This is a genomic window from Corynebacterium sp. ACRPF (genome assembly GCF_022347395.1).
Taxonomy (GTDB): Bacteria; Actinomycetota; Actinomycetes; order Mycobacteriales; family Mycobacteriaceae; genus Corynebacterium; species Corynebacterium tuberculostearicum_D.
Map to the genome: position 1 here is coordinate 78,265 of NZ_JAKRNB010000010.1, position 26,546 is coordinate 104,810.

At 60.4% G+C, this 26,546-nt stretch carries 24 protein-coding genes; 20 read left to right on the forward strand and 4 right to left on the reverse strand.

Annotated elements, in window-relative coordinates:
• Positions 1-1,389 (forward strand): class II 3-deoxy-7-phosphoheptulonate synthase, encoded by a 1,389-nt coding sequence (locus MHX61_RS06265; protein WP_239193602.1) that lies wholly within the window; start codon positions 1-3, stop codon positions 1,387-1,389.
• Here the strand turns inward: MHX61_RS06265 and MHX61_RS06270 are convergent.
• Complete coding sequence (locus MHX61_RS06270; protein WP_239193604.1) at positions 1,386-2,738, reverse strand: protein kinase; 1,353 nt, start codon at positions 2,736-2,738, stop codon at positions 1,386-1,388. The two genes, MHX61_RS06265 and MHX61_RS06270, sit on opposite strands and share 4 nt — an antisense overlap.
• A gap of 10 nt (positions 2,739-2,748) precedes the next feature.
• Between MHX61_RS06270 and MHX61_RS06275 the strand changes: the two genes are divergently transcribed.
• A complete protein-coding gene (locus tag MHX61_RS06275) occupies positions 2,749-3,153 on the forward strand; it encodes an Rv2175c family DNA-binding protein (protein WP_239193606.1) in 405 nt (134 codons plus the stop codon).
• Here MHX61_RS06275 and MHX61_RS06280 read toward each other — a convergent pair.
• Genes MHX61_RS06280 through MHX61_RS06290 form a run of 3 tightly spaced genes read right to left on the reverse strand, consistent with a single transcriptional unit; the run spans position 3,122 to position 6,305 of the window.
• Positions 3,122-4,612, reverse strand: coding sequence for an alpha-(1->6)-mannopyranosyltransferase A (locus MHX61_RS06280; RefSeq protein WP_239193608.1), 1,491 nt, complete (start codon positions 4,610-4,612; stop codon positions 3,122-3,124). The genes MHX61_RS06275 and MHX61_RS06280 overlap by 32 nt on opposite strands.
• A gap of 8 nt (positions 4,613-4,620) precedes the next feature.
• On the reverse strand, positions 4,621-5,700 hold the full coding sequence (locus tag MHX61_RS06285) for a polyprenyl synthetase family protein (RefSeq protein WP_239193625.1): 1,080 nt from the start codon (positions 5,698-5,700) through the stop codon (positions 4,621-4,623).
• A 50-nt stretch (positions 5,701-5,750) separates the two neighbouring features.
• Positions 5,751-6,305 carry a GNAT family N-acetyltransferase gene (locus MHX61_RS06290; protein ID WP_239193610.1) on the reverse strand — a complete coding sequence of 185 codons (555 nt, stop codon included), beginning with the start codon at positions 6,303-6,305 and terminating at the stop codon, positions 5,751-5,753.
• 227 nt (positions 6,306-6,532) lie between these two features.
• Between MHX61_RS06290 and MHX61_RS06295 the strand changes: the two genes are divergently transcribed.
• The 18 genes from MHX61_RS06295 to MHX61_RS06380 all read left to right on the forward strand — a co-directional run bounded on the left by MHX61_RS06295 (position 6,533) and on the right by MHX61_RS06380 (position 26,396).
• Positions 6,533-6,964: an SAV_6107 family HEPN domain-containing protein gene (locus tag MHX61_RS06295; protein ID WP_204608338.1), complete on the forward strand. Its 432-nt coding sequence runs from the start codon at positions 6,533-6,535 to the stop codon at positions 6,962-6,964.
• Between the two features lie 109 nt (positions 6,965-7,073).
• Positions 7,074-7,472 (forward strand): DUF3040 domain-containing protein, encoded by a 399-nt coding sequence (locus MHX61_RS06300; protein ID WP_239193612.1) that lies wholly within the window; start codon positions 7,074-7,076, stop codon positions 7,470-7,472.
• A gap of 449 nt (positions 7,473-7,921) precedes the next feature.
• Entirely contained in the window at positions 7,922-8,356 is a 435-nt protein-coding gene (mraZ, locus tag MHX61_RS06305; protein ID WP_005324499.1) for a division/cell wall cluster transcriptional repressor MraZ, read from the forward strand.
• A 158-nt stretch (positions 8,357-8,514) separates the two neighbouring features.
• Positions 8,515-9,555, forward strand: a complete 1,041-nt coding sequence (gene rsmH, locus MHX61_RS06310; RefSeq protein ID WP_239193614.1) for a 16S rRNA (cytosine(1402)-N(4))-methyltransferase RsmH — start codon at positions 8,515-8,517, stop codon at positions 9,553-9,555.
• On the forward strand, positions 9,552-10,349 hold the full coding sequence (locus MHX61_RS06315) for a hypothetical protein (RefSeq protein ID WP_239193616.1): 798 nt from the start codon (positions 9,552-9,554) through the stop codon (positions 10,347-10,349). Before rsmH ends, MHX61_RS06315 begins: the two co-directional genes overlap by 4 nt.
• Positions 10,350-10,544: 195 nt before the next feature.
• Complete coding sequence (locus MHX61_RS06320; protein WP_370658407.1) at positions 10,545-12,416, forward strand: peptidoglycan D,D-transpeptidase FtsI family protein; 1,872 nt, start codon at positions 10,545-10,547, stop codon at positions 12,414-12,416.
• Positions 12,417-12,425: 9 nt separating this feature from the next.
• Entirely contained in the window at positions 12,426-13,961 is a 1,536-nt protein-coding gene (locus MHX61_RS06325; protein ID WP_239193617.1) for a UDP-N-acetylmuramoyl-L-alanyl-D-glutamate--2,6-diaminopimelate ligase, read from the forward strand.
• Positions 13,962-13,963: 2 nt separating this feature from the next.
• Positions 13,964-15,493 carry a UDP-N-acetylmuramoyl-tripeptide--D-alanyl-D-alanine ligase gene (murF, locus tag MHX61_RS06330; RefSeq protein ID WP_005328922.1) on the forward strand — a complete coding sequence of 510 codons (1,530 nt, stop codon included), beginning with the start codon at positions 13,964-13,966 and terminating at the stop codon, positions 15,491-15,493.
• A gap of 30 nt (positions 15,494-15,523) precedes the next feature.
• Positions 15,524-16,630, forward strand: coding sequence for a phospho-N-acetylmuramoyl-pentapeptide-transferase (gene mraY / locus MHX61_RS06335; RefSeq protein ID WP_005328919.1), 1,107 nt, complete (start codon positions 15,524-15,526; stop codon positions 16,628-16,630).
• Positions 16,631-16,672: 42 nt separating this feature from the next.
• The gene (gene murD / locus MHX61_RS06340) at positions 16,673-18,064 is read left to right on the forward strand and encodes a UDP-N-acetylmuramoyl-L-alanine--D-glutamate ligase (RefSeq protein ID WP_239193618.1); all 1,392 of its coding nucleotides are present in this window, start codon (positions 16,673-16,675) and stop codon (positions 18,062-18,064) included.
• Positions 18,065-18,093: 29 nt separating this feature from the next.
• Positions 18,094-19,494 carry an FtsW/RodA/SpoVE family cell cycle protein gene (locus MHX61_RS06345; RefSeq protein ID WP_239193619.1) on the forward strand — a complete coding sequence of 467 codons (1,401 nt, stop codon included), beginning with the start codon at positions 18,094-18,096 and terminating at the stop codon, positions 19,492-19,494.
• Between the two features lie 23 nt (positions 19,495-19,517).
• Positions 19,518-20,618, forward strand: a complete 1,101-nt coding sequence (murG, locus tag MHX61_RS06350; RefSeq protein ID WP_239193620.1) for an undecaprenyldiphospho-muramoylpentapeptide beta-N-acetylglucosaminyltransferase — start codon at positions 19,518-19,520, stop codon at positions 20,616-20,618.
• Complete coding sequence (murC, locus tag MHX61_RS06355) at positions 20,619-22,082, forward strand: UDP-N-acetylmuramate--L-alanine ligase (RefSeq protein ID WP_239193621.1); 1,464 nt, start codon at positions 20,619-20,621, stop codon at positions 22,080-22,082.
• On the forward strand, positions 22,082-22,753 hold the full coding sequence (locus tag MHX61_RS06360) for an FtsQ-type POTRA domain-containing protein (protein WP_239193622.1): 672 nt from the start codon (positions 22,082-22,084) through the stop codon (positions 22,751-22,753). Before murC ends, MHX61_RS06360 begins: the two co-directional genes overlap by 1 nt.
• Before the next feature lie 312 nt (positions 22,754-23,065).
• Complete coding sequence (gene ftsZ, locus MHX61_RS06365; RefSeq protein WP_204608363.1) at positions 23,066-24,385, forward strand: cell division protein FtsZ; 1,320 nt, start codon at positions 23,066-23,068, stop codon at positions 24,383-24,385.
• 24 nt (positions 24,386-24,409) lie between these two features.
• Positions 24,410-25,141, forward strand: coding sequence for a peptidoglycan editing factor PgeF (gene pgeF / locus MHX61_RS06370; protein WP_204608365.1), 732 nt, complete (start codon positions 24,410-24,412; stop codon positions 25,139-25,141).
• Positions 25,141-25,839: a YggS family pyridoxal phosphate-dependent enzyme gene (locus MHX61_RS06375; protein WP_239193623.1), complete on the forward strand. Its 699-nt coding sequence runs from the start codon at positions 25,141-25,143 to the stop codon at positions 25,837-25,839. The genes pgeF and MHX61_RS06375 overlap by 1 nt, the downstream gene beginning before the upstream one ends.
• A gap of 104 nt (positions 25,840-25,943) precedes the next feature.
• Entirely contained in the window at positions 25,944-26,396 is a 453-nt protein-coding gene (locus tag MHX61_RS06380) for a cell division protein SepF (protein ID WP_005328906.1), read from the forward strand.
• The last annotated feature ends 150 nt before the right edge of the window (positions 26,397-26,546 follow it).

Below are 26,546 nucleotides of genomic sequence, written 5' to 3' on the forward strand. Positions count from 1 at the left end.
GTGAGTTGGACAGTAGATATTCCGCAAGGCGTTCTCCCAGACCTCCCGCCATTGCCCGCCGGCATCGACGAGGTCTTCCAGGACGTCATCAAGCGTGACGCAAAGCAGCAGCCCAGCTGGGATACTTCCCAGGCCGATAACGTGCGCAAGATTCTCGAGTCCGTGCCGCCCATCGTGGTTGCCCCCGAGATCGAGGCGCTCAAGAAGAAGCTGGCAGACGTTGCCTTGGGTAACGCCTTTTTGCTGCAGGGCGGCGATTGTGCGGAAACCTTTGAGTCCAACACTGAGCCGCATATCCGTGGCAATGTGAAAACGCTGCTGCAGATGGCCGTGGTGTTGACCTACGGCGCATCCGTTCCCGTGGTTAAACTCGGCCGCATCGCTGGCCAGTACGCCAAGCCACGTTCTTCCGATACGGACTCCAATGGTTTGCTGAACTACCGCGGTGACATTGTCAACGCCGTGGAGCCGACCGAAGAGGCTCGTCGCCACGACCCGGCCCGCATGATCCGCGCTTACGCGAACTCTTCGGCGGCAATGAACCTCGTGCGTTCTTTGACCTCTTCCGGCACTGCGGATCTCTACCGCCTGCATGAGTGGAACCGCGAGTTCGTGCGCAATTCCCGCGCTGGTGCCCGCTACCAGGACTTGGCCCGGGAGATTGAAAACGGACTGAACTTCATGAATGCCTGCGGCGTGCATGATGACACCCTGCGCTCGGCCGATATCTACTGCTCGCACGAGGCTTTGCTGAAGGACTATGAGCGCTCCATGCTGCGCTTGGGCCAGGACAATAACGGCGATACCAAGCTCTACGATCTCTCTGCACACCAGGTATGGATTGGTGAGCGCACTCGTGGCATCGAAGATTTCCACGTGAACTTTGCGGCGATGATTGGTAACCCAGTGGGCATCAAGCTGGGGCCGGGCGTCACCCCGGAGCAGGCCGTGGAGTACGCGGAAAGGCTGGACCCGAATCGCGAGCCGGGGCGCCTGACCATGATCTCGCGCATGGGCCACGATAAGGTGCGCACGGTTCTGCCTGCCATTATCAAGGCGGTGGAAGACTCCGGTCACAAGGTGGTATGGCAGTCCGATCCGATGCACGGTAATACCTTCACCGCTTCTAATGGCTACAAGACTCGCCACTTTGACAAGATTGTGGACGAGGTCCAAGGCTTCTTCGAGGTTCACCGCGAACTGGGCACCCACCCGGGTGGCGTACACCTTGAGTTCACCGGCGAAGACGTCACCGAGTGCTTGGGCGGCGCCGAGGACATTACCGACGTGGATCTGCCAGGCCGCTACGAGTCTGCCGTGGACCCGCGCCTGAATACGCAGCAGTCGCTCGAGCTGTCCTTCCTTATCGCGGAGATGCTACGTAACTAAATCCACAGGTGCGGCGTCGTGCCGTAGAGCGAGGAGCCGAACCACCACCCGCCGATAGCCACTGCGCCCACCGCAATCGCGACCACTACTAAGTACAGCACTAGTGACAGCGGATTGCGGTTGGTCAGCGGACGCTCGGCGGGTTCTTCATGCGCGCTCTGGACCGGCTGCTCGGGGACTGGAGCAGGTACCGGTGCAGGCGCAGAGGCAGCTGCCGGCGCAAATGGTTCGAGTGGGGGCTCGGACGCGGAATACGGCTGTGCCTGGGGGCGTGACAATGGTTGCGGCTCCGGTTCAGGAGCGGCCCCGGCCTTTGGTAAATCCAGTTTCGTCTCAAAGCTTAGGCGCTGCGGCGGGATGACTTCAGTCGGGCCGCCGTCGAGATGCTCCGTTTCGCCCTGCGGAATGCTGCGGGTGGGTTCGAAAATTTCCGTGGCCCCAGTGCCCGAAAAATCCGTGGGTGCTTGTGCCGTGCGCGCCGCGGCAGCGTTCCTTGGCACTGGGATGGTCACGTCTGGGAGATCGAGCTCCCGGCAAACATCATCGAGCGCCTCGAGGAATTCTCCGGCGTCGGCGAAGCGCTCGCGAGGATCGCGGGCGGTGGCGGTGGCCACGAGGGCGTCGACAAGCTTGGGCACCCCAGAAATCCGCGAGGACGGCGCGGGGACGTCGGAATCCAAGCGGGCCGTGGCATGCGCTAGGGGAGTATCTCCCGAGAAAGGAACGGTGCCGGTAAGAAGCTCGAAGAGAACAATGCCGGCTGAATAGACATCTGAGGCCGGTGTAATTTCTTCGCCCGTGACCTGCTCCGGCGCGAGGTAGGATACGGTGCCCACGATCATGTCCGAGGTAGCCTCGGCATTGGTGGCACGCACCAGCCCAAAATCGCCCACCTTTACCCGGTGATGGGATGTAATAAGCACATTATCGGGCTTGATGTCGCGGTGGATAAGCCCGGTCGAGTGCACCTCTTCCAAGCCGCGCAGAACATTACGCAGGGTAGAGGCGGCCGCCTGCACCGGAAAGGGGCCACCCTCAGCCAATAGCTCGCGCAGCGTACCGCCATCGATGAGCTCCATGATGAGATAGATAGGCTCGCCGTCGGCGGAAAAATCGTGAATAGCTACGAGATTGGGATGCTGCAGGCGGGCCATGGCGCGAGCCTCGCGAGAAAAACGCTTAATAAAGACCGGGTCATCGGAATAGCGCTCGTCCATGACCTTGGCCGCGACCGCTCGCCCCAGCCGCATGTCCACGCAGCGATAGACGGTAGACATGCCACCGCGGGCAATGGGGCGATCGATCCGGTAACGATTCTCCAGAACGTCACCAATTTCCAACCTAGTCATGCTTCCCAGTATGGCTGATCATCTAGCCCGCGTTAAAGTAGAGAACGTGACTAACCAAGAAAAATCCCTCGATTCCTTGCTCGCTAACGAAGAACTGCTCAGCATGCAGCAGGTGGCAGAAAAGCTAGACCTGCCCATCACCCGCGCTTATGACCTGCTGCAGGACCGAAAGTTCATTGCGTGGGATTCCCCAGAAGGAAAGCGCGTGCCGCTAGCCTTCTTCAACGACAAGGGCGTCATTGCCAAGCATGTAACTGCGACAATTACCGTGTTGACAGACGGCGGCTATAAGGACGACGAAATCTTCAAGCATCTCTTTACCGAGGACGACTCGCTGCCGGGCCGCCCGATCGATGCTTTGCACGGTCACCTTGCCCGCGAGGTTATTCGGCGCGCGCAGGCTGCCGCTTTTTAGGCACGTCTTCAAAGATCCATTGGGTGGCAAACCATGCCACCACAATCATGCCGATGACCCAGAACCAGTTGTAGAGCTGGTGATTGCCATCGCCAGAGAACGAGACGCCGATAAACAGGGCCACGCCGGTGGTGAATTTGATGAGCCAGAGCGGCGGCCGGAAGGTGCCCATCAGGGTAAAGATAGAGGCGTAGTACCACGGTAGGGTCACGGCATTGAAAACGAAGGCAACTTGGTATGCGGCCGCGGTGCCCATAACAGCGTCGCGGTTGTCCTTGCGGCAAAGCCACCACACTGTCACCAGCCCAATGAGCATGCAGGCCATGGCGATGCTGCGCAGGACGGCCAGGATGGCGTTATAGGACGCATCCGGCATAAATATTTGTACCGCTGGGAAGATAATATCGGTGGCCAAGGTGGGACCTGCCAGCGGGTTAATCACCTTGGAATTGCCGCTTACCTGCGATAGCCAGCCCCATGACGTGCCGGAAACCCACGTGATGAGGGCTACTGCGGCGATGATTTCTGCCAGTGCGGCGATGCCAGATAGCACAAAGACAGCAAGTTGTCGCCACTTACTGGAGCCCTTGGGAGCGTAGTGGTGGGGCATCATCCATACGATAAACGGTGCCGCAATAACCGCAGTTGCCTTCATAGCCACGGCCGTGCCCACGAGGATGAGGGCGGCGTGGAAGCGCTTATGCAATGCCGCTAGCAGGCCGATAGACACGAGCCCCACCATGAGTGACTCATTATGCATGCCGCCGATAAGGTGCACGATAATAACTGGATTAGCTACACCAAGCCACAGTGCTACCGCAGGATCCGCGCCGAGTTTGCGGGCGATGCGGGGGATTGACCAGGCGATGGCAATAAACCCGAGCAGAGAAAGAACCTTATAGATCACCACGCCTGCCGTGACGTTATCTCCTACCAGGCTGGTGACCAGTTCTCCTATCCACAGGTGGAGGGGACCATAAGGTGTGGTGGTATTGCGCCAATCTTGTGATACCTCAAGGAGGAAGGGTCCGGGGTTAACGGCGGCACCTTCGGTATACGGATCGAAGCCATCGCGAACCATAGCACCTTGCATGAGGTAGGAATACACATCGCGTGAGGCCAATGGCCCGGCTAATAAAAGGGGAGCTACCCAGGCGATGAGGATGCGCTGGATGTCGCGCAAGCCGCCCTCGGGGAGAGGATTTTTGAGCTGTGGGCGAATGATGGTGCGCCCAGCAAGCACCCACGCTGCGGCTAAGAGGAAAATACCCACCCAGTACAGCGCGAGGCCGAGATTGCGCCCGTGCCCATAGGACAAGAAGCCAATATTTAATGCTTCGAGGAGTCCTCCACGGTTGCGGGTGGCGCCGCCAGAAAAGGACGCGAGCAGCAAAATGCAGGAGGCAGATATCCCCAGCGGCAGCGCGCGTGGAATGGGAAAAGAGTACGTCTTTGCCACGGCACAACCTACTTGCGGCGAGCAGTGGCCTTGATAGCCAACTGCTCTAGGGTTTCGGTGACCGTGGGATCCACCTGTGCAGCGCGCAGGTGCTGCAGGCCCGACTGCGTTAGGGCATCGATGCGGCGCTCAATCTCTTCTGGTGCGCCCGAATCAGCGATGATCTGGGCCAAACGCGATAGCTCTTGGGGATCTGAGGTGTGGCCAATGAGCTTGCGCAAGGTAGCAGCAGCTTGTGGATCAGACTCATCCGCGCGCTGGAGCGCTAGCGCTAACAGTTCGGTTCGCTTGCCTTCGCGCAGGTCATCACCGGCAGGTTTGCCGGTTACCGCGGGATCGCCAAAAACACCCAGCTGATCGTCGCGCAACTGGTAGGCAATGCCAATATCGTGCCCATAGCCGCGGAAGGCTGCGATAAGTTCCTCGCTTGCACCGGCAATGGCGGCGCCCAAGTGCAGCGGGCGTTCAATGGTATAAGCGGCCGTCTTATAGCGGTTGACGGAATTGGCAAGCTCTACTGATTCGGAACCTGCCGCCTCCAAAGAGATATCCAAGAGCTGTCCACCGATAACCTCAGTGCGCATGCCGCGCCACGGGCTGCGAGCACGGTGCAAAGCGGCTGCACTAAGGCCGGAATCTTGGAACATGTCCTCTGCGTACACCAGCGCTAAATCGCCTACCAAGATCGCTACGGAGGTGCCGAAGAACTCTGGATCTCCCAAGTATTCCGATTCGCGGTGCAGCTTTTCGACGCCCCGGTGGACCGTAGGATTGCCGCGACGGGTATTGGAAGCATCGATAATGTCATCGTGGATAAGGGCGCAGGCCTGGATAAATTCCAAAGAGGCGGCCGTGCGGAGCATAGCCGCGGGATCTTCTTCTCCTCGACCTGCGGCAAGGTAGCCCGCCCAGGCATAGGTAGGTCGCACTCGCTTGCCGCCGTCAAGCACGAAGGATTCCAAAAAGCTCACGGCCTTTGTTACAGGGGCGCCAATTGCGGCCACCTGCTCTCGGCGTTGATCGAGAAAGGTGGCGAGTTCCTCGCGCACCGCACCGGGGATGTCCGCAAGCTCAGGAATATTCTGCATAGTCACACCCCACACGATACCGGCTAGGTTGCGCAAGAAATAACAGAGGTTTACAGCGGCAGGCTCGCGCCCAATATGGCAAAGGGGCGGGAATCGGCGGGGTAGAGATGATCACGGAGGACATCGAAGAAGCCGGCGGCTCTATAAAGGCGGAAGGCACCGTTATCCTCGTTCGGTACCTCGGGCGTGGACAACAGTGCGTAGCGCGCCGGGGCATTCCATAGCAATCCCTCTAATAGTTTTCTGCCTAGGCCGTGCCCCTGGTACTGCGGCAAGACGTGAATCTCTGCCAACTCAAAGTAGTTGCGCACGATGTCCCATTGCTCTTCGGTGGGCCCGTCTTGTAGTCGGAGCCCCCGGCGAAGCTCAGCGTCCCACCAGCTATCTGGGGAGCCTAAGAACCCATAGGCCACGCCGACGATGCCATTGTCATGGGTGACAATCTGCGCGCTGAATCCGGGGCGGGTCACGTCATTTCGCCAGCTTGAGATGCGGCTATGCAAGATCGCGGGATTGTAGTGCATTGCCTCGATGTAGATTTCCACCAACTGCGGGGCTAGCAGGGAGAATTCCGGCGGGGTTAGGCGGCGAATTTCAAAGCTCACACTTCCTATGACACCAGATGTCTGTAGCGGAGGGAAAGCGAGGCTTACTCCGTTCTTCGAAAGTCGCAATAGGGAATCGAACAAGCGGGCTGCAGTTAAGTTGTGGCCTGCAATCAACGTTGATCAAATCGAACACGTGAACTATTATCAAGGGTGGAATGTCTGGCGGCTTGCTTAGGGTCGGGGGCAGTTCAACGATGTTATTTATTTAGTTAAGGGCAAAGACAATGGCACAGATTATTTCGGCAACGCGTACCCGTTCTCTTGGGCGAGAAGGCGGCAAGCGGGCACGGTTCCTCTTTCAGGCACGAGAATTATTGGACGCCGCGCGCGGTTATGCGGCTGAGGGGCGATTCGATCAAGCCTTAGAGGTGGCGTACCAATCGGCTCTACGTACTGCTGGCGCACGAGTAGCTGCATCTGTAGTGGCTCGGCGCCGCCGCCTTCCCTCCAGTGCATGGGATCGTTTAGCGCTCGTCGGTGTGGAAGACAAGCGGTGGGCTGAATCCTTTAAGGGATATTCGCGGACTCGTGCGCGCGTGTCTTCGGGGCTGGATGAAGCGCCGAGCGAGGAATATGTTTATGGCCTCATGCAGCATGCCGCACAATTTTTGGATGAAAGTGAGGCGGGGACTACTTTCGGCTCTTTTGCTGCGTAGTCACTCCGTGGGGGCGCTCACTACCTTTTGGGGAACATACTGATTATTCTGGGCGTTAATATAGATAGAACTATTACCGCCCGAAGCTCAATCCCTAGTTGGAGGAACAGTGTCCCTTTCCGAGCAGGAGCAACGCACGCTCCGTGAAATTGAGGAATCGTTACTTGCTGACGATCCTAAGTTTGGCGCTTCCGTTTCTGAGCCTGCGTCGTTCGGCGGATCTGGCGGTGCGGTAACCCTCCGAGGTGTAGCGCTCGTTGTCGTTGGCCTTTGCATGCTTGTCGGCGGTGTTGCTCTCGCGCAGCAAAGCCTGTGGTTTATCGTGCTTTCTATCGCGGGCTTTTTGGTGATGTTTGCCGCCGGCGTGTGGATGTTGCGCGGAGACGGATCTGGGCATTCTGCCCAGGGTCATTATTCCGGCGCTCGTGCAAAGAAGTCCGCCTCCCGCAGTGGTGGAGTCAGCGGCAAGTTGGAGGAAAACTTCCGTCGCCGCTTTGAGGAGCGTTAGCGCTTTTTAATTTAGTTTGCCCCGGTTGGCCCAGTAAGGGTCAACCGGGGATTTTTGTGCCGCGCCAAAATTCCCCACTTTGCCCCACGGATGAGGCGCTGGGTGGGCAATGGTGGGGTGGTTGCCCCATGGACTTAGCTAAAAGTCCTCGATAACACAGCATATGGGGTCGGTGTGTGGAGTGGGGCTCATTATGTTGGTGTTGCAGGTGGGGTCAAAGGGGTGGTTGCGGCAGGCTGTCAAGGCCTTTTGTGGGATTTCTTCCCACTGGAAAAACCATTATCTAGCTGCAGGTAATCGAGAGTAATCCGGGGGACACGCCGCTTTAAGTGGGTTAGGTGGGGGAAAGTGGGGTAGAGTGGGGCGCAGCGGAGGAAAGAGGGGCTCAAGGGCCTCGATTCTGAAGTAAGAGAATCCGGAGTTTTCGAGTAAGGAAGGTGGACGCCGGGATGTTTCTCGGAACCTACACTCCGAAGCTCGATGACAAGGGACGTCTTACGCTTCCGGCAAAGTTTCGCGATGAACTCGCGGGTGGCCTCATGGTCACCAAGGGGCAGGACCACTCGCTGGCCGTGTACCCGCGGGAGGAATTTGCGGCACGCGCACGGAAGGCTGCGGCGGTTTCTCGAACCAACCCAGAAGCACGAGCTTTCATTCGTAACTTGGCAGCAAGTGCGGACGAACAGCGGCCGGATGGGCATGGGCGCATTACGTTGTCTGCGGGGCATCGGGAATATGCCAACTTGTCTAAGGAGTGCGTTGTGGTTGGCTCTGTGGACTTTCTCGAAATTTGGGACGCAGCCGCGTGGGCTGAGTACCAGTCGCAAACTGAAGATGCTTATTCGGCAGCAGATGCCGATGACGTACTGGCAGGCTTGCTCTAAGCCTGCACAAGAGTGCGTGTAAGGACTCTGTCCGAGGCGGATGATTCTGGTGTACTTCCCCGATATCAGAAACCTGCCTCGGACAGGGCCCTATACGCACTCGCATGCTTTCCACCACTGGAAGTCAGGGAATTTGAGAAAGGGGGTTGCGGGGAGACATGGCTACCAAAGACCTAAATTATGATGTGGCCGAAAACCACGGCCACGTGCCGGTCATGCGCGAGCGCATGGCTGATCTCCTGCGCCCCCAGGTAGAAGCGGCGGGGGATAAGGCAGTGCTTGTCGACGCCACCTTGGGCGCCGGTGGCCACACTCGCTACTTCCTGGAATCTTTCCCCGAGGCTCGAGTCATAGGCGTTGACCGCGATAAGCAGGCGCTGCGCAATGCATCCGAACGTCTTGCGCCCTACGGCGATCGCTTCGTCGGCGTTAATGCACGATTCGATGAGCTAGGCAGCGCCATCGCGGAAGGGGAGGGCGATATCTTTGATTCGGCTCGCTCTGTAGGCATTGCCGGCGCCCTTTTTGACCTTGGTGTTTCCTCAATGCAGCTAGACCAGGCAGACCGCGGATTCGCTTATAAAGCGGATGCGCCGCTGGATATGCGCATGGATCCTTCGCAGGGGATTACTGCGGCGGATGTACTCAATACCTATTCGCACGGTGACTTAGCGCGGGTCCTCAAGACCTATGGCGATGAGCGCTTCGCTGGAAAAATTGCCTCCGCCGTGTTGAAAGAGCGCGACAAGGAGCCTTTCGTCAACTCCGCGCGGCTCGTTGAGCTACTTTATGATGTCATTCCCGCTGCGACCCGCCGTACCGGAGGACACCCCGCCAAGCGCACCTTCCAGGCGCTGCGGGTTGAGGTCAATCGCGAGTTGGAAGCTATTGAAAATGTCCTGCCGGTTATAACCCAAGCACTTTCGGAAGGCGGCCGTGCCGTATTCATGAGCTACCAATCTTTGGAAGACCGCATCGTTAAAGCAGTCTTCAAAGAACTGACCACTTCCAAGACGCCGGCTGGGTTGCCGATGGAACTGCCAGGCACCGCGCCAAAGTTCAAGATCGTTACGCGCGGGGCGGAAAAGGCCTCTGAAGAGGAAATCGTGGAAAATTCGCGAGCCGCGTCGGTGCGTGTTCGTGCCATCGAAAGACTCGAGGGAATGCCAGAATTTCTACCGCCGGGAGGCAGGCAATGAGCACCATCCCACGCCGCAACCACCTAAAGACTGACAGCCGCGACAGAGAGGCCACTCGCACCATGGGCGCCAGCCGAGACTTCACCACCGGAATCGATACCGGAGCCCCGACGGCGCTGCGCGAGCGTCCCAGCACTAAGCGTGCTCCGAGCCGCACTCGCGTGCCGCACCGCAGCACGAAGCGCCTAGGCTCGAAGCAGGTAGTGAGCTTCCGTGGCCGTCAGCTGCAGCCGCAGTCGAAGAAGAACGGGCTCCTTACCCGTTTGGGCGTCATTTCCCTCACGCTGCTTATCGTCGGTGTGGCCTTGGCCATGTGGCTGTCTGGTCTGTCCACCAAGCAAACCTTTGCCATCCAGCAGCTGACCGTGCAGGATTCCCAACTGGATAACCAGATTGAGACCCTCAACCGCGATGCGGAGAATCTCAGCTCTTCTGCTGATATTGCGCGCCGCGCGGACGAGATGGGAATGGCTATTCCTAAGCAGCCGGGCATTGCGGAAGTTGGCGGCGATGGAAAGATCGTCGACAAGCGCGAAGGCACCCCGGATACCGAGAAGCTCATTGATGTCAACGGTGAACCAATCCGCCCGGGCCAGGCTTCTAGCGACCCAAAGGACACTGAGGGGATGTCGGATTCCCTCAATGCCGTGCCACAGGGACAGCAGCGCACCAGCAATGGTGGCGATGCCGGAGACCGCAACTCGGACCGCGAGACCAGCGATGCCGGTGCCGCCCAAGACAATGCGCGACCTAACCTTCCGGCCCGTGCGCCGTATGCCAGCCGCGCCGAGTAGCTAGGGAAGAATAATCGGTGAAAAAGATGATGCTCGCGCGTGGTGGCGCGGGCATTCTCACTTTTGTAGGGCACAATCAATACACGCAAGAAATTGTGGCGGAAATAGGGAAGGTGACACTGGACTGTGACTACGCCAAGTAAGGCTAGGCGCCGCCCGCGCCGCTCGACCAGCTCCGCGGTGCCGCAAAAGAAGATGATGCGCAAACGCCTGCGCATCATCGTATCCGTGGTGCTCGTGGCGATGGTCGTCCTCGCTGGCCGCTTGGCCTGGGTACAACTTGTGTGGGGCCCGGACCTTTCCGCCAAAGCCGTCACCCAGCGCGAGCGCGTTTATATCGAGCCGGCCCGTAGGGGAGAGATCTTAGACCGCGATGGCCAGCGCTTGGCCTACACGATGAAGTCTCGTTCCTTGACCGTCTCACCGACCCGCCTGCGCGATGAGCTAAAAGACAAGGCCGAGATCGAGGCCCAAAAAGATGGCTCGACCGAGGGCATGGATGATGAGAAGCTGGATAGCTTCCTCACCAAGAAGATGGAGGAGACCCTCAAGGACATGTCTGAGGGAATCCCGAAGCTGATTGAAGATTCCGGCGCCTCGACCTCCAAGGTGGATAAGGACGACATCCTCAATAAGCTCAAGGCCGATACCCAGTATGAGGTACTGGTGCGCAACGTCGATCCGGATGTTGCCGTAGAGATCGCCAATAAGTACCACGGAGTGGCAGCGGACCGCCAAGACATCCGCCAGTACCCCAACGGCGCCATTGGCGAAAACGTTGTGGGCAAGGTGTCGATGGACGGCCATGGACAGTTCGGTTTCGAGGCCGCGCGCGATACGGAACTTACTGGCATTGACGGCCAGTCCACCGAGGACGTATCCGCAGATGGCCAGGTGATCCCAGGCACTCTGCGTGACGTCGTGGATACCGTTGATGGTCGCGACGTCACCCTCACTCTGGATTTGGACCTGCAAACCTACGTTCAGCAAAAGCTGGAAAAGGCCAAGGCCAACTCTAAGGCTTCCGGTGCGGAAGCAGTGGTCCTCGATGCTGCCACCGGCCAGGTCCTTGCCATGGCCAATACCGATACCGTGGATCCCAATAAGAATGTTGAGGATCAGCTTGATGAGGGTAAGGACTTTGAAAACCGCAGCGTCTCCCACCCTTATGAGCCGGGTTCTGTAGCCAAGGTGGTTACCGCGGCTGCTGCACTGCAGGAGGGCGTGACCACCCCGGATGAGGTGCACCAGGTCCCCGGTTCCATCGATATGGCGGGCGTGACGGTCAACGATGCCTGGGAACACGGCACCGAGCCGTATACCACCACCGGCATCTTTGGTAAGTCCTCCAACGTCGGTACCTTGATGATCGCCGATAAGTTGGGCCAAGAAAAGTACGCCGAGTACCTCAAGAAGTTTGGGTTGGGCAATACCACCGGTATTGAGCTGCCGAACGAATCGGCCGGCAGCGTCCCAGACTTGGAGCAATGGTCCGGCGGCACCTTCGCTAACCTGCCTATTGGTCAGGGCCAGTCGTGGACCACCTTGCAGATGGCCAGCGTGTACCAAGCGTTGGCCAATGGCGGCGAGCGTATCGAGCCGCGCATCATTGACTCGGTCAAGGGGCCGGACGGCAAGGACGAAAAGCTAGAGGAACCGGAAAAGAACCAGGTGGTGAGCCCAGAGACCGCCAAGACTACGGTGGATATGTTCCGTGCCGTCTTCCAAGACGATGATGCAGGCCTACAAAACGGTACGGCCGGCAATGCGCAGCTTAAGGGCTATCAGCTTTCCGGCAAGACCGGTACAGCCCAGAAGGTGGACCCAAATACTGGGGCATATTCGAATTCCGCCTATTGGATCACCTTTGCTGGCATTGCGCCGGCCGATGATCCGCGCTTCGTTGTTGCCGTCATGTTGGATGAACCCAAGTCCGGCGTGGAGGACAATGGAGGCGGCGTCCAGTCGGCGGCACCTATCTTCCGCGATATCGCCTCGTGGCTACTTAATCGTGACAATATTCCGACTTCGAAACCAGCACCGCGGCTGACCCTGCGGGCACAATAGGAGCTTAGTATGACCGTTTCTTTGGATACTCTCGCCCAGCTTTCTGGTGGGCGCGTCATTGGTGATGCCTCCGTGGAGGTCTCCGCGTGCGGGCTGGATTCTTCCCGTTTGCCGGAAGGCGCGCTCTTTGCCGCCCTGCCGGGCACGCGCGTACACGGCGCGCAGTTCGCTCGCGATACCAAGGCTGGAGCTGTGCTTACCGACGCCGCCGGGCTCGACCTGCTTACCGAGGCCCAAGAGACCCGCCCCATTGTGGTGGTGGAGGATATTCGAGCCGTGCTCGGTCCAATCTCCGCTGAGATATATGGCCACCCGACCCGTGACCTGACGGTCATCGGTGTTACCGGCACCTCCGGCAAGACCACCACCAGCTACCTGCTGGAGGCCGGCCTGCTTCACGCCGGGCACTCCGTGGGCCTTATCGGAACCACCGGTACCCGTATTAACCGCACGCCGGTTCCCACCTCGCTCACCACGCCTGAGGCGCCGACCCTACAAGAGCTTTTCGCGCGCATGAAGAACGAGGGCGTTACCCACGTGGTGATGGAAGTGTCCTCGCACGCGCTGGAGCTAGGACGCGTGCGCGGAACTCGGTTTGCGGTAGGCGGGTTTACGAACCTGAGCCAGGACCACCTTGATTTTCACCCCACGATGGAGGACTACTTCCAGGCAAAAGCGAAGCTCTTCGCCGGGGAGCAGGCGGCCGAACGAGCCGTCCTCTGCATCGATGATGAGTGGGGCGAGCGCATGCGCGACGTCGCCAAGAGCGCAGGCCACCCAGTTGCTACGGTTGCCACCCAGGGCGCTGCGGCCACGATTAGCGCGCGCCAAACCGCCACTGAGGCCACCGGTGCCCAAGAGGTAGCCCTGAATTATGACGGTGCCGATTTCACCTTCTGGCTGCCGCTGCCTGGCGAGTTCAATATCGCCAATGCTTGCTTGGCGCTCGGCATGGCCACCGCGGTAGGAGAGGACCCAGCGGAGTTCCTATCGGGAGTGGAGAAGGTCGCAGTCCCCGGCCGCATGGAGCGCATCGACCGCGGCCAAGACTTTGTAGCCGTAGTGGACTATGCGCATAAGCCGGCGGCCATCGCAGCGGTGCTCGACACCTTGCGCGGCCAGCTGGAGGGAACCACGGGCCGCGTCGGCATCGTCGTCGGCGCCGGCGGAGACCGTGATAGCTCTAAGCGCCCCATCATGGGCGCAGCCGCAGCCAGCCGCGCTGACCTTACCGTGGTTACCGATGACAACCCGCGCTCCGAGGACCCCGCCACCATTCGCGCGGCGGTGATGGCGGGTGCACGGGAAGCCGCCCCGCAGGGCGATATCCGCGAGGTAGGCTCCCGCGCCCGTGCCATCGATGAGGTCGTCGATTGGGCCGAGCCGGGCGATGCCGTCATCGTCGTAGGCAAGGGCCACGAGGTGGGACAGCTCGTGAACGGAAAGACCTTGCATTTTGATGACCGCGAGGAAATGGCCCGCGCCATCGAGGAAAAGCTGGCCGGAACCCCGCACCGCGATACCCTTGGGGATGCGAAGGAGTAGACATGATTCCACTTTCTATTGCCGATATTGCCGAAATTACCGGGGGCAGCCTCGATTGCGTGTCTGACCCAGACCAGCGCGTTACCGGGTTCATCGAATTCGATTCCCGCAAGGTAACTAAGGGCGGGCTCTTCCTTGCCCTGCCCGGTGCCCGTGTGGATGGCCATGACTATGCAGAAAAGGCCATCGAGCAGGGCGCAGTGGCGGTGTTGGCGGCGCGGCCGGTGGGGGTTCCGGCGGTCGTCGTCAAGCCCCAAGGCCGCGTTACCGGCGATGCCGCCAACGCCGATATCTATGCCCATGACGAGGACGGCTCGGCCGCCGCGGTGGTGCAGGCGCTTTCCGATATCGCGCGGGAGGTCACCCGCCGCCTGACCGCCGAGCAAGGCCTAGACATCGTGGGCGTAACCGGCTCGGCCGGAAAGACCTCCACCAAGGACCTACTGGCCACGATTTTCCGCGCTGAGGGCGACACCGTGGCTCCTCCCGGCTCCTTTAATAACGAGGTCGGCCTGCCGTATACCGCTTTGCGCTGCGATGAGCATACCCGCTTCCTAGTCGCCGAAATGTCTGCCCGCGGCATCGGCCATATCCGCCACCTGACCACCATTACCGCGCCTACTGTCGGCGTGGTACTCAACGTCGGTACCGCACACTTGGGTGAGTTTGGCTCACGCGAGAATATTGCCCAGGCCAAGGGCGAGCTCGTGGAAGCCTTGCCCTCGGCAGCTGAGGGCGGCGTCGCCGTGCTCAATGCCGATGATCCTTTCGTCGCCGGCATGGCGCCGCGCACCTCAGCCAAGGTCGTCTACTACTCGGCCAATAAGCCGCCGGCTTCCGACGCCCAGTACTACGCCAGCGATATCCAGCTCGATGACGTCGCCCGCCCCTCGTTTGTGCTGCATGCTCCGGGAACGGACCCACTTCCGGTGAAGCTGCAGGTCTTTGGCAAGCACCAGGTTTCTAACGCTTTGGCAGCGGCCGCGGCTGCTATCGAATCGGGCATGGACCCGCAGGTGGTAGCCAACGCGCTATCCGGGCACCAGAATGCCTCGGAACACCGCATGGACGTGCGTACCCGCCGCGATGGAGTAACCACCATCGATGATTCCTATAACGCCAACCCCGATTCCATGCACGCGGCCATTGCCGCCCTGGCCTATACTTCTGCCGCCCGACCGGATGCCCGCGCCATCGCCGTGCTCGGTGAGATGGGCGAGCTCGGTGGAGAAGCGGTGGCCGCCCACCGCGCATTGGGAGAGGTGCTTTCCAAGTACCACGTTGACCACCTCGTGGCCGTGGGAGACAACGATAATATGAGGGCCATGGTCGAGGCCGCACAGGCGCGGGGTATAAATACTACTATCAGCCCGGATGTTGACGCCGCTGCGGCGGCGGTCGAAGACATCATCAGGGTAGCGCCTGCCGGCATCGAAGATTGGACCGGGCGCGAGGCCAAAGATGTAGTCCTCATCAAGTCATCGAATGCCCAGCGCCTGTGGCGCGTGGCAGAACAGCTCAATCGCCGTTAGTCCTCAGTACAAGGAGAAAGACCTCTAGCAATGACTCAGATCATTATCGCGGGCATCCTCAGCTTCCTCGTCGCGATCTTTACCACTCCCATGTTGGTCCGCTACTTTTCCGGGGTAGGCAAGGGGCAAGAAATTCGCGAGGACGGGCCGCAGTTGCACTTGCGCAAGCGCGGTACGCCCACCATGGGCGGTCTCGCGATTTTGCTGGCTATCACCGTGGCCTACCTCGTGGTGGGAATTTATGCCCGCGTGACTGGCAACGGTGGTTTTAGCCCCTCTGGTCTCTTGGTTTATTTCCTCACGATGGGCCTTGGCGGTCTGGGCTTTGCCGATGACTTCATCAAGCTATTCAAAAAGCGCAACCTTGGCCTGAACAAGACCGCCAAGCTGGTAGGTCAGCTGGCCGTGGCGCTCATCTTCGGCATCCTGGCGCTGCAGTTCCCAGACGAGCACGGCTTGACTCCGGCGTCTACCAACCTTTCCTTCGTTCGCGATTTTGAAACCTTCGACATCGCCGTGGGCGGCGCCATCATCGGCACCATCGTTTTCCTGGTCTTTCTTTACCTACTCATTGCTGCGTGGTCGAACGCCGTGAACCTCACCGACGGCCTCGACGGCTTGGCCGCAGGCACCACCGCGATGGTGATGGGCGCCTACGCACTGATTTCCTTCTGGCAGTTCCGCAACTCTTGCGCCGTGTCGCCAGCGGCAGGGTGCTATGAAGTTCGCGATCCGCTCGACTTGGCCGTGCTGGCTGCAGCCGGCCTGGGCGGTTGCTTGGGCTTTTTGTGGTGGAATGCCGCACCGGCAAAGATCTTCATGGGCGATACCGGTTCGCTTGCACTGGGCGGCCTCGTCGCCGGCCTATCGGTGACCACTCGCACCGAGCTGCTCATGATCATCATCGGCGCCATCTTCGTGATTGAGACGGTCTCCGTGGTTATCCAGATCATCGTCTTCCGCAGTACCGGTAAGCGCTTCTTCCGCATGGCGCCTATCCACCACCACTTTGAAAATGGTGGCTGGGCTGAGACCGCCGTCGTCACCCGCTTCTGGCTGCTGAGCGCCATGGCCGCTATTGCCGGAGTATGCATCTTCTACGGCGACTGGCTGTCTGCCGTCGGCTTTGCTTCCTAAAACTCATGCCTTTTTAGCTTTATCGAGGAAAGAGGAATAGAGATGACCGAGTTGCCATCCTCGTTGCGCGGGCGAGTGCTCGTAGCCGGGGCGGGAGTATCGGGGCGCGGTTGCGTCGCTATGCTGGCAAGCCTCGGGGTGGATACCACCGTGGCAGATTCCAACCAGACCGCGCTGGCGGAATTGGCGGAGGAATTCGGTGTAGCAACCGTCTCCGTCGATTCTGCCGCCCAGGGCGAGTTTGACCTTGTGGTTACTTCGCCGGGCTGGCGTCCCGATTCGCCTTTGTTGGTTGCTTTCCAGGACGCTGGGGTAGAGGTCATCGGTGACGTGGAGCTGGCCTACCGCCTGGATCGTGCGGGCGTCTTCGGCGCGCCGCGTACCTGGCTGGTAGTTACCGGGACTAACGGCAAAACCACCACTACCGGTATGTTGGCCCAGATTATGCAGGCTGATGCCAAGCGCACCGGCAACCGCGCACTGGCGGTGGGCAATATCGGCGTTTCGCTTTTCGACGCCCTCACTGCCACCCCTCGCGTCGACGTTCTCTGCGCAGAGCTGTCTTCTTTCCAGTTGCATTGGTCGAGCCACTTGCGCCCGGATGTGGGCGTGTTGCTGAACCTGGCAGATGATCACCTAGATTGGCACGGATCGTTCGATGCCTATGCCCGCGCGAAGGCCAAGGTGCTCTCCGGTGACGTCGCTGTGGTAGGCAAGGATGACGCCGAGGCGGTCCGCTACGCCGCGGATACCGCAGACCTCTTCGGCTTTACTGCCGCTGAACCCACACAGGGAGAGGTGGGCGTAAGCGCCGGCCGTCTTGTCTCGCGGCTTAACGAGCAGCGCGAGGATCTCGCGTCCGCAGAGGGCATTGAGCCCGCCGGCCTGGCAGGAGTCCTAGACGCTGCGGCCGCAGCCAGCGTCGCGCGTCTGGCAGGCGCCACCCCGGAGTCCATTGCGCAGGGGCTGTCCGCATATACCGTCGCCGGGCACCGCGGCGCTGTGGTCCATGAGCATTCCGGCATCACGTTCATCGATAATTCCAAGGCCACCAACCCGCACGCGGCGGATGCGGCGCTCAAGGGGCTCAACTCCGTGGTCTGGATTGCCGGCGGGCAGTTGAAGGGCGCGGAGGTAGACGGGCTCGTCGCCAAGCACGCCGCCCACATCAAGGCCGCGGTAGTCCTAGGTGTGGATAGGGAAGAGGTGGCCCGGGCCCTCGCCGCGCACGCGCCGCATGCCCCGGTGGACGTCATTGAAACGCAGGAGCCTTTTGCAGCCATGAACGCTGCGGTGGAGGCTGCACTGCAACACGCCGACGCCGGGGATACCGTTCTTTTGGCGCCGGCTGCGGCATCGTTGGATATGTATACCGGCATGGCTCAACGCGGTGATGTATTTGCCGCGGCCGCGCGGGAGCTTACCCGCAACTAGAGCTATAGATTTAAGGATCAGGAGAACACATGACGGCCACCTCCCAGCAGCGCCCGCGCTCCAAGAGTTTTGGCGACCGCGTTCGCGAGCTGCGCGAGCGAGCCCGCCAGGAAGCAGGCCTTGATTACCAGCTGCTGCGCTTTATCATCTTCTTCCTCGTGGGCATCGGCGTGCTCATGGTCTTTTCTTCCTCCATGGCTACTTCCCTAACCGAGGACGGCGGAGTATGGAACCAAGCATTGCGCCAGTGCGTGATGGTGTTCTTGGGTCTCGTTGCCTTTTGGTTTGGCCTCAAGGTGTCGCCGCATACCCTGCGCAAATGCGTGCCGTGGATTGTGGGCTTGTCCATCATTTTGCTCATCGCGGTGCTGATCCCTGGCGTCGGTACCGGCCGCGAGGAGGTAGGTTCCCAGTCCTGGATTTACTTGGGACCGTTCTCCCTGCAGCCCTCGGAGCTTGCCCGCGTCGCCGTAGGCATGTTTGGTGCGACCGTATTGGCGGATAAGGAGCACAAATCCATGAAGGTGACGGATCCCTTCATGATGTACTCCCTCATTGCCGGCGTTATGTTCTTGCTCATCGTCCTTCAGGGCGACTTCGGTATGGCTTTGTCCTTGGCCCTCGTGGTTGTCTTCACCCTGATTTTCGCGGGTGTCGACTGGCGCGTTCCGGCGACCATCGGCGTCGCAGCCGTGTGCGGTTTGCTGTTTATCTTCCTTTCTGGCGGCTTCCGGTCCAACCGCTTCCACACCTATTTCGACGCCCTAGTGGGCAATATCTCCGATACTCAAGGTACGGGTTTCCAGTCCTATCAGGGCTTTCTCTCGCTTGCCGACGGCGGCTTCTGGGGCGTTGGCATTGGCCAATCCCGTGCCAAGTGGTTCTACCTGCCCGAGGCGAAAAATGACTTTATTTTCGCCATCGTGGGTGAGGAACTCGGCTGGTGGGGCGGTGCGCTCGTCATCGTGCTATTCGCCGCCTTGGGCTATGTGGGCCTGCGCACCGCGATGCGCGCACAGAACCAGTTCCAGTCCCTGCTGGCCGCAACGCTGACCATCGGTGTGGTCACGCAGGCCTTCGTAAATATTGGCTACGTCATTGGCCTGCTGCCGGTGACCGGTATTCAGCTGCCCATGATTTCTGCCGGCGGTACCGCGGCGATCATCACGATTGGCTCGATGGGCATCCTGTGCAACGTGGCGCGTCACGAGCCGATGCAAATTTCCGCCATGCAGAATTTCGGCCGCCCGCTGTTCGACCGCCTTTTGTTCATCGGCGAGCCGCAGCCAGTGCCGAAGCCGAAGAAGAAGCAGCAGGGCCGTCACGCTCGTCCGCAGGAGCCGCGATCCCGCGTGCGCGAGGAGCGCTTTGGTCGCCCCGTAACCGGAAGCGGCCGCCGCTATCCGCGCGCCGAGCGCCGCTATCGCTAGGCGGCGCTGGTAGCCTTTAGGCTATGAATTCCACGCCTATTTCCGTCGTCATCGCAGGTGGCGGCACCGCCGGACACATTGAACCCGCCCTCGCCGTGGGCGAAGCTTTGCGCGAGCGCCACGGCGCACGCATCACTGCTCTCGGTACCGAAAAGGGCCTCGAGCGCGATATCATTCCCGCCCGCGGCGTGGACCTTAGCCTGATTACCCCCGTGCCAATCCCGCGCAAGGTCAACGCGCAGCTCTTCAAGCTACCGTTCAACCTCTCCCGCGCGGTGGGGGAGGCCAAGCAGGTACTCAAAGACGTCGAGGCGGATGTCGTCTTTGGCACCGGCGGCTACGTGGCCGGGCCGGCCTATATTGCTGCGCGATCCCTCGGCATCCCCTTTTATGTTCTCGAGACCAATGCTTTGGCTGGAATGGCCAATAAGCTCGGCGTGAAGATGGGCGGCATTGGACTCAACGCCCACCCGGATTCTGGCATGCCGGGCGAGGTCGTTGGCATTCCCGTTCGGCCGAGCCTGGCAGACGACCCGAATGGCAACCTGGCCGCAGACGCGCGCACCAAGTGGAACCTGGCCGAGCTTCCCACCATTCTCATCACCGGCGGGTCCCAAGGTGCGGCCAGCATCAACCGCGCCGTTGCTGGAGCGGTGGAGGACCTGGCGCAGGACTTCCAGCTCCTGCACGCCTATGGCAAGAAGAATGATCCGCCCGCGGAACACCCGAACTACGCCGCACTGCCGTATATCGAGGACATGGGCTCCGCCCTTGCGGTAGCCGACCTCGTCGTGTGCCGGTCTGGCGCGATGACCGTTGCCGAAGTATCCGCCGCAGGCCTGCCGGCCATTTACGTTCCGCTGCCGCACGGCAATGGCGAACAGGCGCTCAATTCCCGCGACGTGGTCGAGGCAGGCGCTGCCATCCAGATTCCGGACGCGGAGCTGACCGCAGAACGACTCATCTCCGAGGTGCGTGGCATTCTCGATGACCCGCAACGCCTCGAGTCGATGACGCACGCCGCCGCCCATGCTAGCGCCGGAGACGTGGCCAATTCCATCGCAGACCGCATCGCCGCCCGCGTATCCGAGGCCGAAGACGCCGCTGGAAGGAAGGATAAGTAAATGACCGATCCCGCACATTACGATCTGCGCCGCGTCCACCTCATCGGCATTGGTGGTTCCGGAATGTCGGGGCTCGCGCGAATCCTCGCCGCTCGCGGCGGAGTGGTCACTGGTTCCGATGTCAAAGACTCCACCCCGGTGGAGGTGCTGCGGACCATGGGCGCCAAGGTCGCCATCGGCCATGCCGCGGAAAATCTGCGACTGTCAGGTGAGCTGCCTACCGTCGTAGTTACCTCGTTTGCCGCCATTCCCCAAGACAACCCGGAGCTAGTAGCCGCAAAGGATAACGATATCCCGGTAATTCGCCGCTCCGATCTGCTCGCCGCCTTGATGGAAGGCCACCAGCAGGTGTTGCTGGCTGGCACCCATGGCAAAACCTCCACCACGTCGATGACCGTAAGCGCGATGCAACACGCGGGTCTTGATCCTTCCTTCGCCATCGGCGGCCAGCTCAACCGCGCGGGTACCAATGCCCACGGTGGCACCGGGGAAGCTTTCGTCGCCGAGGCCGATGAATCTGATGCCTCCCTGCTGCGCTATAGCCCTGACGTCGCGGTGCTCACGACTATCGAGCCCGACCACCTCGACTTCTTCCACAGCGAGGAAGCCTATTTCCAAGTCTTCGATGACTTTGCTGACTTGGTTACCCCGGAGACCGGCTACCTTGTTGTGTGTGCTGAAGACGAGCATGCTGCCCGGGCTGGCGAGCGGGCGCTGGAGCGCGGCATCAACGTCGTGGCCTACGGCTCGCCGGAGAAGTCTTTTACCTCTACCGTGCCACTGGCGGCCGAGTTGGTCCGCGAAGAGACCACCGCGGAAGGCATGGACACCACCGTCAAAGTCAACCTTCCTGGCGTTTCTGAAACCGTGCGCTACGAGCTGCAGATCCCAGGCCACCACATGGTGCTCAATTCCATGGGCGCGTTGATCGCTGGCGTGCTCTCCGGCGGCACCCCGGCCGCCATCGCCGAGGGATTGGCTGATTTTGGCGGTGTGCGGCGGCGCTTTGAGTACCGGGGGAGCGTCGACAAGCAGGGCAAACCCGTGCGGGTCTTTGATGATTATGCGCACCATCCCACTGAGGTTGCGGCAGTGCTGCGGGCCGCCCGCGCAAAGGTCGAGGCGGAAGGCCACGGCGGGCGCGTTATCGCGTGCTTCCAGCCGCACCTGTACTCGCGCACCATGGAATTCGACGCCGAGTTTGCCCAGGCACTCTCGCTTGCCGACGCCGCCGTGGTACTCGACATCTACGGCGCTCGCGAACAGCCCGTGGAGGGAATTACCTCCCGCATCATTACCGATAAGATGCCCGCTGACATGCAGGTCATCTTCGAGCCAGACTTTTCCGCCGCTGCCCGCGACGTCGTGTCGGTGGCGGAGCCAGGCGATGTGGTGCTGACCATCGGAGCTGGCTCGGTAACCATGGTGGCGGCGGAAATCCTCGATGAATTGCGGGCAAGCTAGTGCGCGTATCCGCAAAGCTCATCGCTGGGGTCATCGCTGCAATTGTCGCTGTGGTCCTCATAGTGGCCGCCGTGATGTGGACAGTTCCCGTCCTAAAGGTACGTAATTTTCAGGTGGAGGGCGTCCATCAGCTCGATCCCGCACAGGTGGAGGAAGCCTCTGGGGTTCCCAAGGGCGAAAATTTGCTACGCGTTAATGCGCGTGAGGCAGCTTCCGGTGTTGCTGGATTGGACTGGGTCGATTCGGTGACAGTCTCTCGCGATTTCCCTTCGACCTTGACCATCAACGTGTCCGAGCACAAGGCTGTGGCGTTTGTAAAGCGCGATAATAAGCCCTTCCTGATCGATGATAAGGGCGAGGAGTTTACCTCCGCTGAGCCTCCCGCGGGCGCGGTTGAGGTGACGGGCTCCGTCGATAGTGGCTCGCCGCAAATCCAGGATGCCGTGCGAGCGATTGCAGCGCTTTCCGACGACGTCCGCAAACAAGTAGCAAAGCTGGAAGTGGCGGGCGAATATTCGCTGACTTTCACCACCAAAGATGACCGGCGCATCTTCTGGGGTGCCAGCGATTCTAACGATGAGGACAAGGCGCATGCTTTTGCCACAGTGTTGAAGATGGAAGGCCGCGAGTGGAATATTTCCAACCCTGAGTTGGTCACCACCCGCGGATAGGGCGACGGGTGCCCCCGCAGGTGCCTTTATCGCTCTTGTGGGCCCGTGCAGCACCGCTTAGGCGTGTGCGCTGCACGGGCTCTTTTTAGTGCCTGAACCGTGGGGCGGATGATGCGGGTGTGACTTGTAAAACCGCAGGTGAGCAACCCTAAAGTGGAACTTGAGGGTCTCGACACGCGGAAAATGTGCGTGAAAATTACACCGCTGTCGTTAAAGATGGAAAGGAACGCGATTCGCCTTCGGCGGAGCGCATTACATTCCTCGTTTAATGCACGTGCAGACTTAAAGTAGCGAAAGGTGAGACCTACTCACATGATCTCTTCCAATAACAATCTCGCGGATATCAAGGTCGTCGGCGTCGGCGGCGGCGGCGTCAACGCCGTCAACCGCATGATCGAAGAAGGCCTCAAGGGTGTTCAGTTCGTCGCCATCAACACCGACTCCCAGGCCCTCATTTTCTCCGATGCAGACACCAAGCTCGACATTGGCCGTGAGGCCACCCGTGGCCTCGGCGCCGGCGCTAACCCTGAGGTAGGAAAGACCTCCGCAGAAGACCACAAGTCCGAAATTGAAGACGCCCTCGAGGGCTCCGACATGGTCTTCGTGACTGCCGGCGAGGGTGGCGGCACCGGCACCGGTGCTGCTCCGGTCGTGGCGTCTATCGCGAAGAAAATGGGTGCGCTGACCGTCGGTGTTGTCACCCGCCCGTTCAAGTTCGAAGGCGCTCGCCGTACCCGCCAGGCCATGGCCGGCATTGAGGAGCTGCGCGAGGTCTGCGATACCCTCATCGTCATTCCGAACGATCGCCTGATGCAGCTCGGTGGGGAAGAGCTCTCCATCGTTGAGGCTTTCCGTGCTGCCGATGAGGTGCTGCACAATGGTGTGCAGGGTATTACCAACCTGATCACCATCCCGGGCATGATCAACGTCGACTTTGCGGACGTCCGCTCCGTTATGTCTGACGCTGGCTCCGCGCTGATGGGCATCGGTTCCGCCCGCGGTGATAACCGCGCCATGACCGCTGCTGAGCAAGCCATTAACTCCCCGCTGTTGGAATCCACGATGGAAGGCGCCAAGGGCGTGCTGCTGTCCATCGCCGGCGGCTCCGATCTCGGCCTGCACGAAGTAAACGCCGCCGCCTCCATGGTGGAAGAGCGCGCTGACGAAGACGTCAACCTCATCTTCGGTACCATCATCGATGACACCCTGGGCGATGAAATCCGCATCACTATCATTGCCACCGGTTTCGATGCCGAGGCCAATATGACCCAGGCCGCTGCGCAGCAGCAGCCGCAGCAGGAACAGCGCAAGCCGGGCTCCCTTTTTGACAATCGCCAGCGCGAAGCCGCAGAACCCGTCACCCCGGCACCGGCGCAGCCCGCTGCCGCTCAGCCGGTACAGGATGACTACTCTCCGCGCCACTCCTACGAGCCGCGCGCCGGCCAGGAGCGAGAGCGCTACGCCCCGCAGCGCCCCGCCGAGGAGCGTCGCCCAGAATCTAGCGGTCTGTTCACCAACTCTGACCGTTTCTCCCGCGAGGAGCGCCGCGATGACTACCGTTTGTCCCGCCCGTCGCAGCGTCGTGACGATGACGGCGACGACGATCTGGACGTGCCTTCCTTCATGCGCTAAGCGCAAAGCGCTACGCTGGTGTGCATGCCAGTAAACGAGGAACATCGCACCACACGCCCCGTCCGCATGGTTTTTACTAGCCGTGCTGGCGGGGCGTCTGCTATTCCATACGACTCCTTCAACTTGGGGCACCACGTCGGCGATGACCCCGACGCGGTTGCCGCTAACCGCGAGCGCCTGAAGCGCGTGACCGGTCTGGACGACATCGTGTGGATGGAACAGCTTCACACCAATACCGTCACCGTCGTCGATGGTCCACAGGACGAGCCCGTGCCAGCCACAGACGCAATTGTCACCACCCAGCGCCGCTTGGGCTTGGGCGTCCTTGTTGCGGATTGCACGCCGGTGCTGCTTGTCGACGTCACCGCTGGCGTCATCGCCGCCGCCCACGCTGGCCGCCTTGGCGCCCGCAACGGCCTTGTGGTCAATACCGTGCGCGAAATGCAGAAGCTTGGCGCACAGCCCGAGCGCATTCAGGTGGTCATGGGGCCGGCCGCTTCCGGAAAGAACTACGAAGTGCCTGAGGAAATGGCCAATGACGTCGAGAGTCGCTTGCCCGGTTCCAAGACTCGGACGTCGAAGGGCACGTGGGGCATCGATGTGCGCGCAGGGCTGATTCGCCAGCTCATGGGGCTAGGCATCACCGCGATTGAATCCGACCCGCGCTGCACCATCGAAGACGAAGACTTCTTTTCCTATCGCCGCGAAGGCACCACCGGCCGCCAGGCTGGATTAATTTGGTTGGAGGCTAAGTAATGTCAGACCGAAAGGCACAGCTAGAACAAAACCTATCGGCCACCCTTGCCAAGATTGAACGGCTAGCAGCGCAGTCAGGGCGAAAACCACCGCAGCTGTTGCCGGTAACGAAGTTTCACCCAGCTGCCGATATTGCCCTGCTGGCAGAGCTAGGAATTACCGACGTCGCCGAAAACCGGGAGCAAGAAGCCCGCGCCAAGGCCGCTGAGCTGCCGCAGCTGCGTTTCCACATGATTGGCCAAATTCAGACCAAAAAAGCCAACCATGTGGCTCGTTGGGCCGCCAGCGTCCATTCGCTTGATTCCCTCAAGCTCGCCCACGCGCTGGAGCGGGGAGTTTCCTTAGCCAAGGAACGAGGCGAGCGCGAAAGCAATTTGCCGGTATTTATCCAAGTCTCCGCCGACGGCGATGGCGCTCGAGGTGGGGTAACTCCGGACGCGCTCGATGAGGTCGTGCGTGCCGTGGAAAAAGCGCAGCACCTAGAACTTGCCGGACTCATGGTGGTTCCGCCACTTGATGCCGATGCTGGCGAGGTATTCCGAAACGTCCGCGGAGAGGTAGATCGCTTATCCTCTGAGCTGAATCGACCGTTGAAATTCTCTGCTGGCATGAGCGCGGACATGGCCGAGGCAATTGCTGCGGGCAGTGATATCGTGCGTGTCGGAACCAGTATCATGGGGCCGCGGCCAGTAGGTTAAAAACATCGCAAAAGCGCATTTCACGGCGTAAATCACATGAGTCACACCAGACACATTTTACGCGTTCAGACTTGTACAAATTTAGGTCAGAGGGAGACCCAAAAATGTCATTCATTGATAAGACGAAGGATTTCTTCGGGCTGGGCCCGGTGGACATCGAAGAGGACGATGCCTACTACAACGAGGAGCCGCGTTACTCCGAAAATAGCTCCTCGGCCTACGCACCTCGCCGCGCCCCGCAGTCCTATGAGCCGGCCCCAGCGCAGGAGGAATTCGTTCCGACCATCGTGGCCATCTCGCTGACGTCTTTCAATGATGCCGCCAAGGTAGGCGAGCCCTTCCGCGACGGCGATGCCGTTGTCTTCGAGTTGACTGACGCCGAAAAGGCCACCGCCAAGCGCTTCATCGACTTCGCTGCCGGCCTCTGCTTCGGCCTGGAGGGGCGTATGCTCAACCTCACCAAGGGCATGGACACTGAGCGCAAGGTCTTTTCCATCGTGCCGAAGTCTGCGGACATTGCAAAGCACGAGCTCGAGCGTGCCGCAGGCCTGCGCTAAGCGGCGCGGTTCATTTAGCCCCCGTGGAGGGCGGATTCTAGTGGTCGTGGAAACACGTCTTATGTTTCGGTTGAGTTTATCAGTGCGGCCATTTTCTCGGCTGGTGTTTGAAAGCCCAGGGTTTTGCGGGGGCGGCGGTTGAGTTGCATG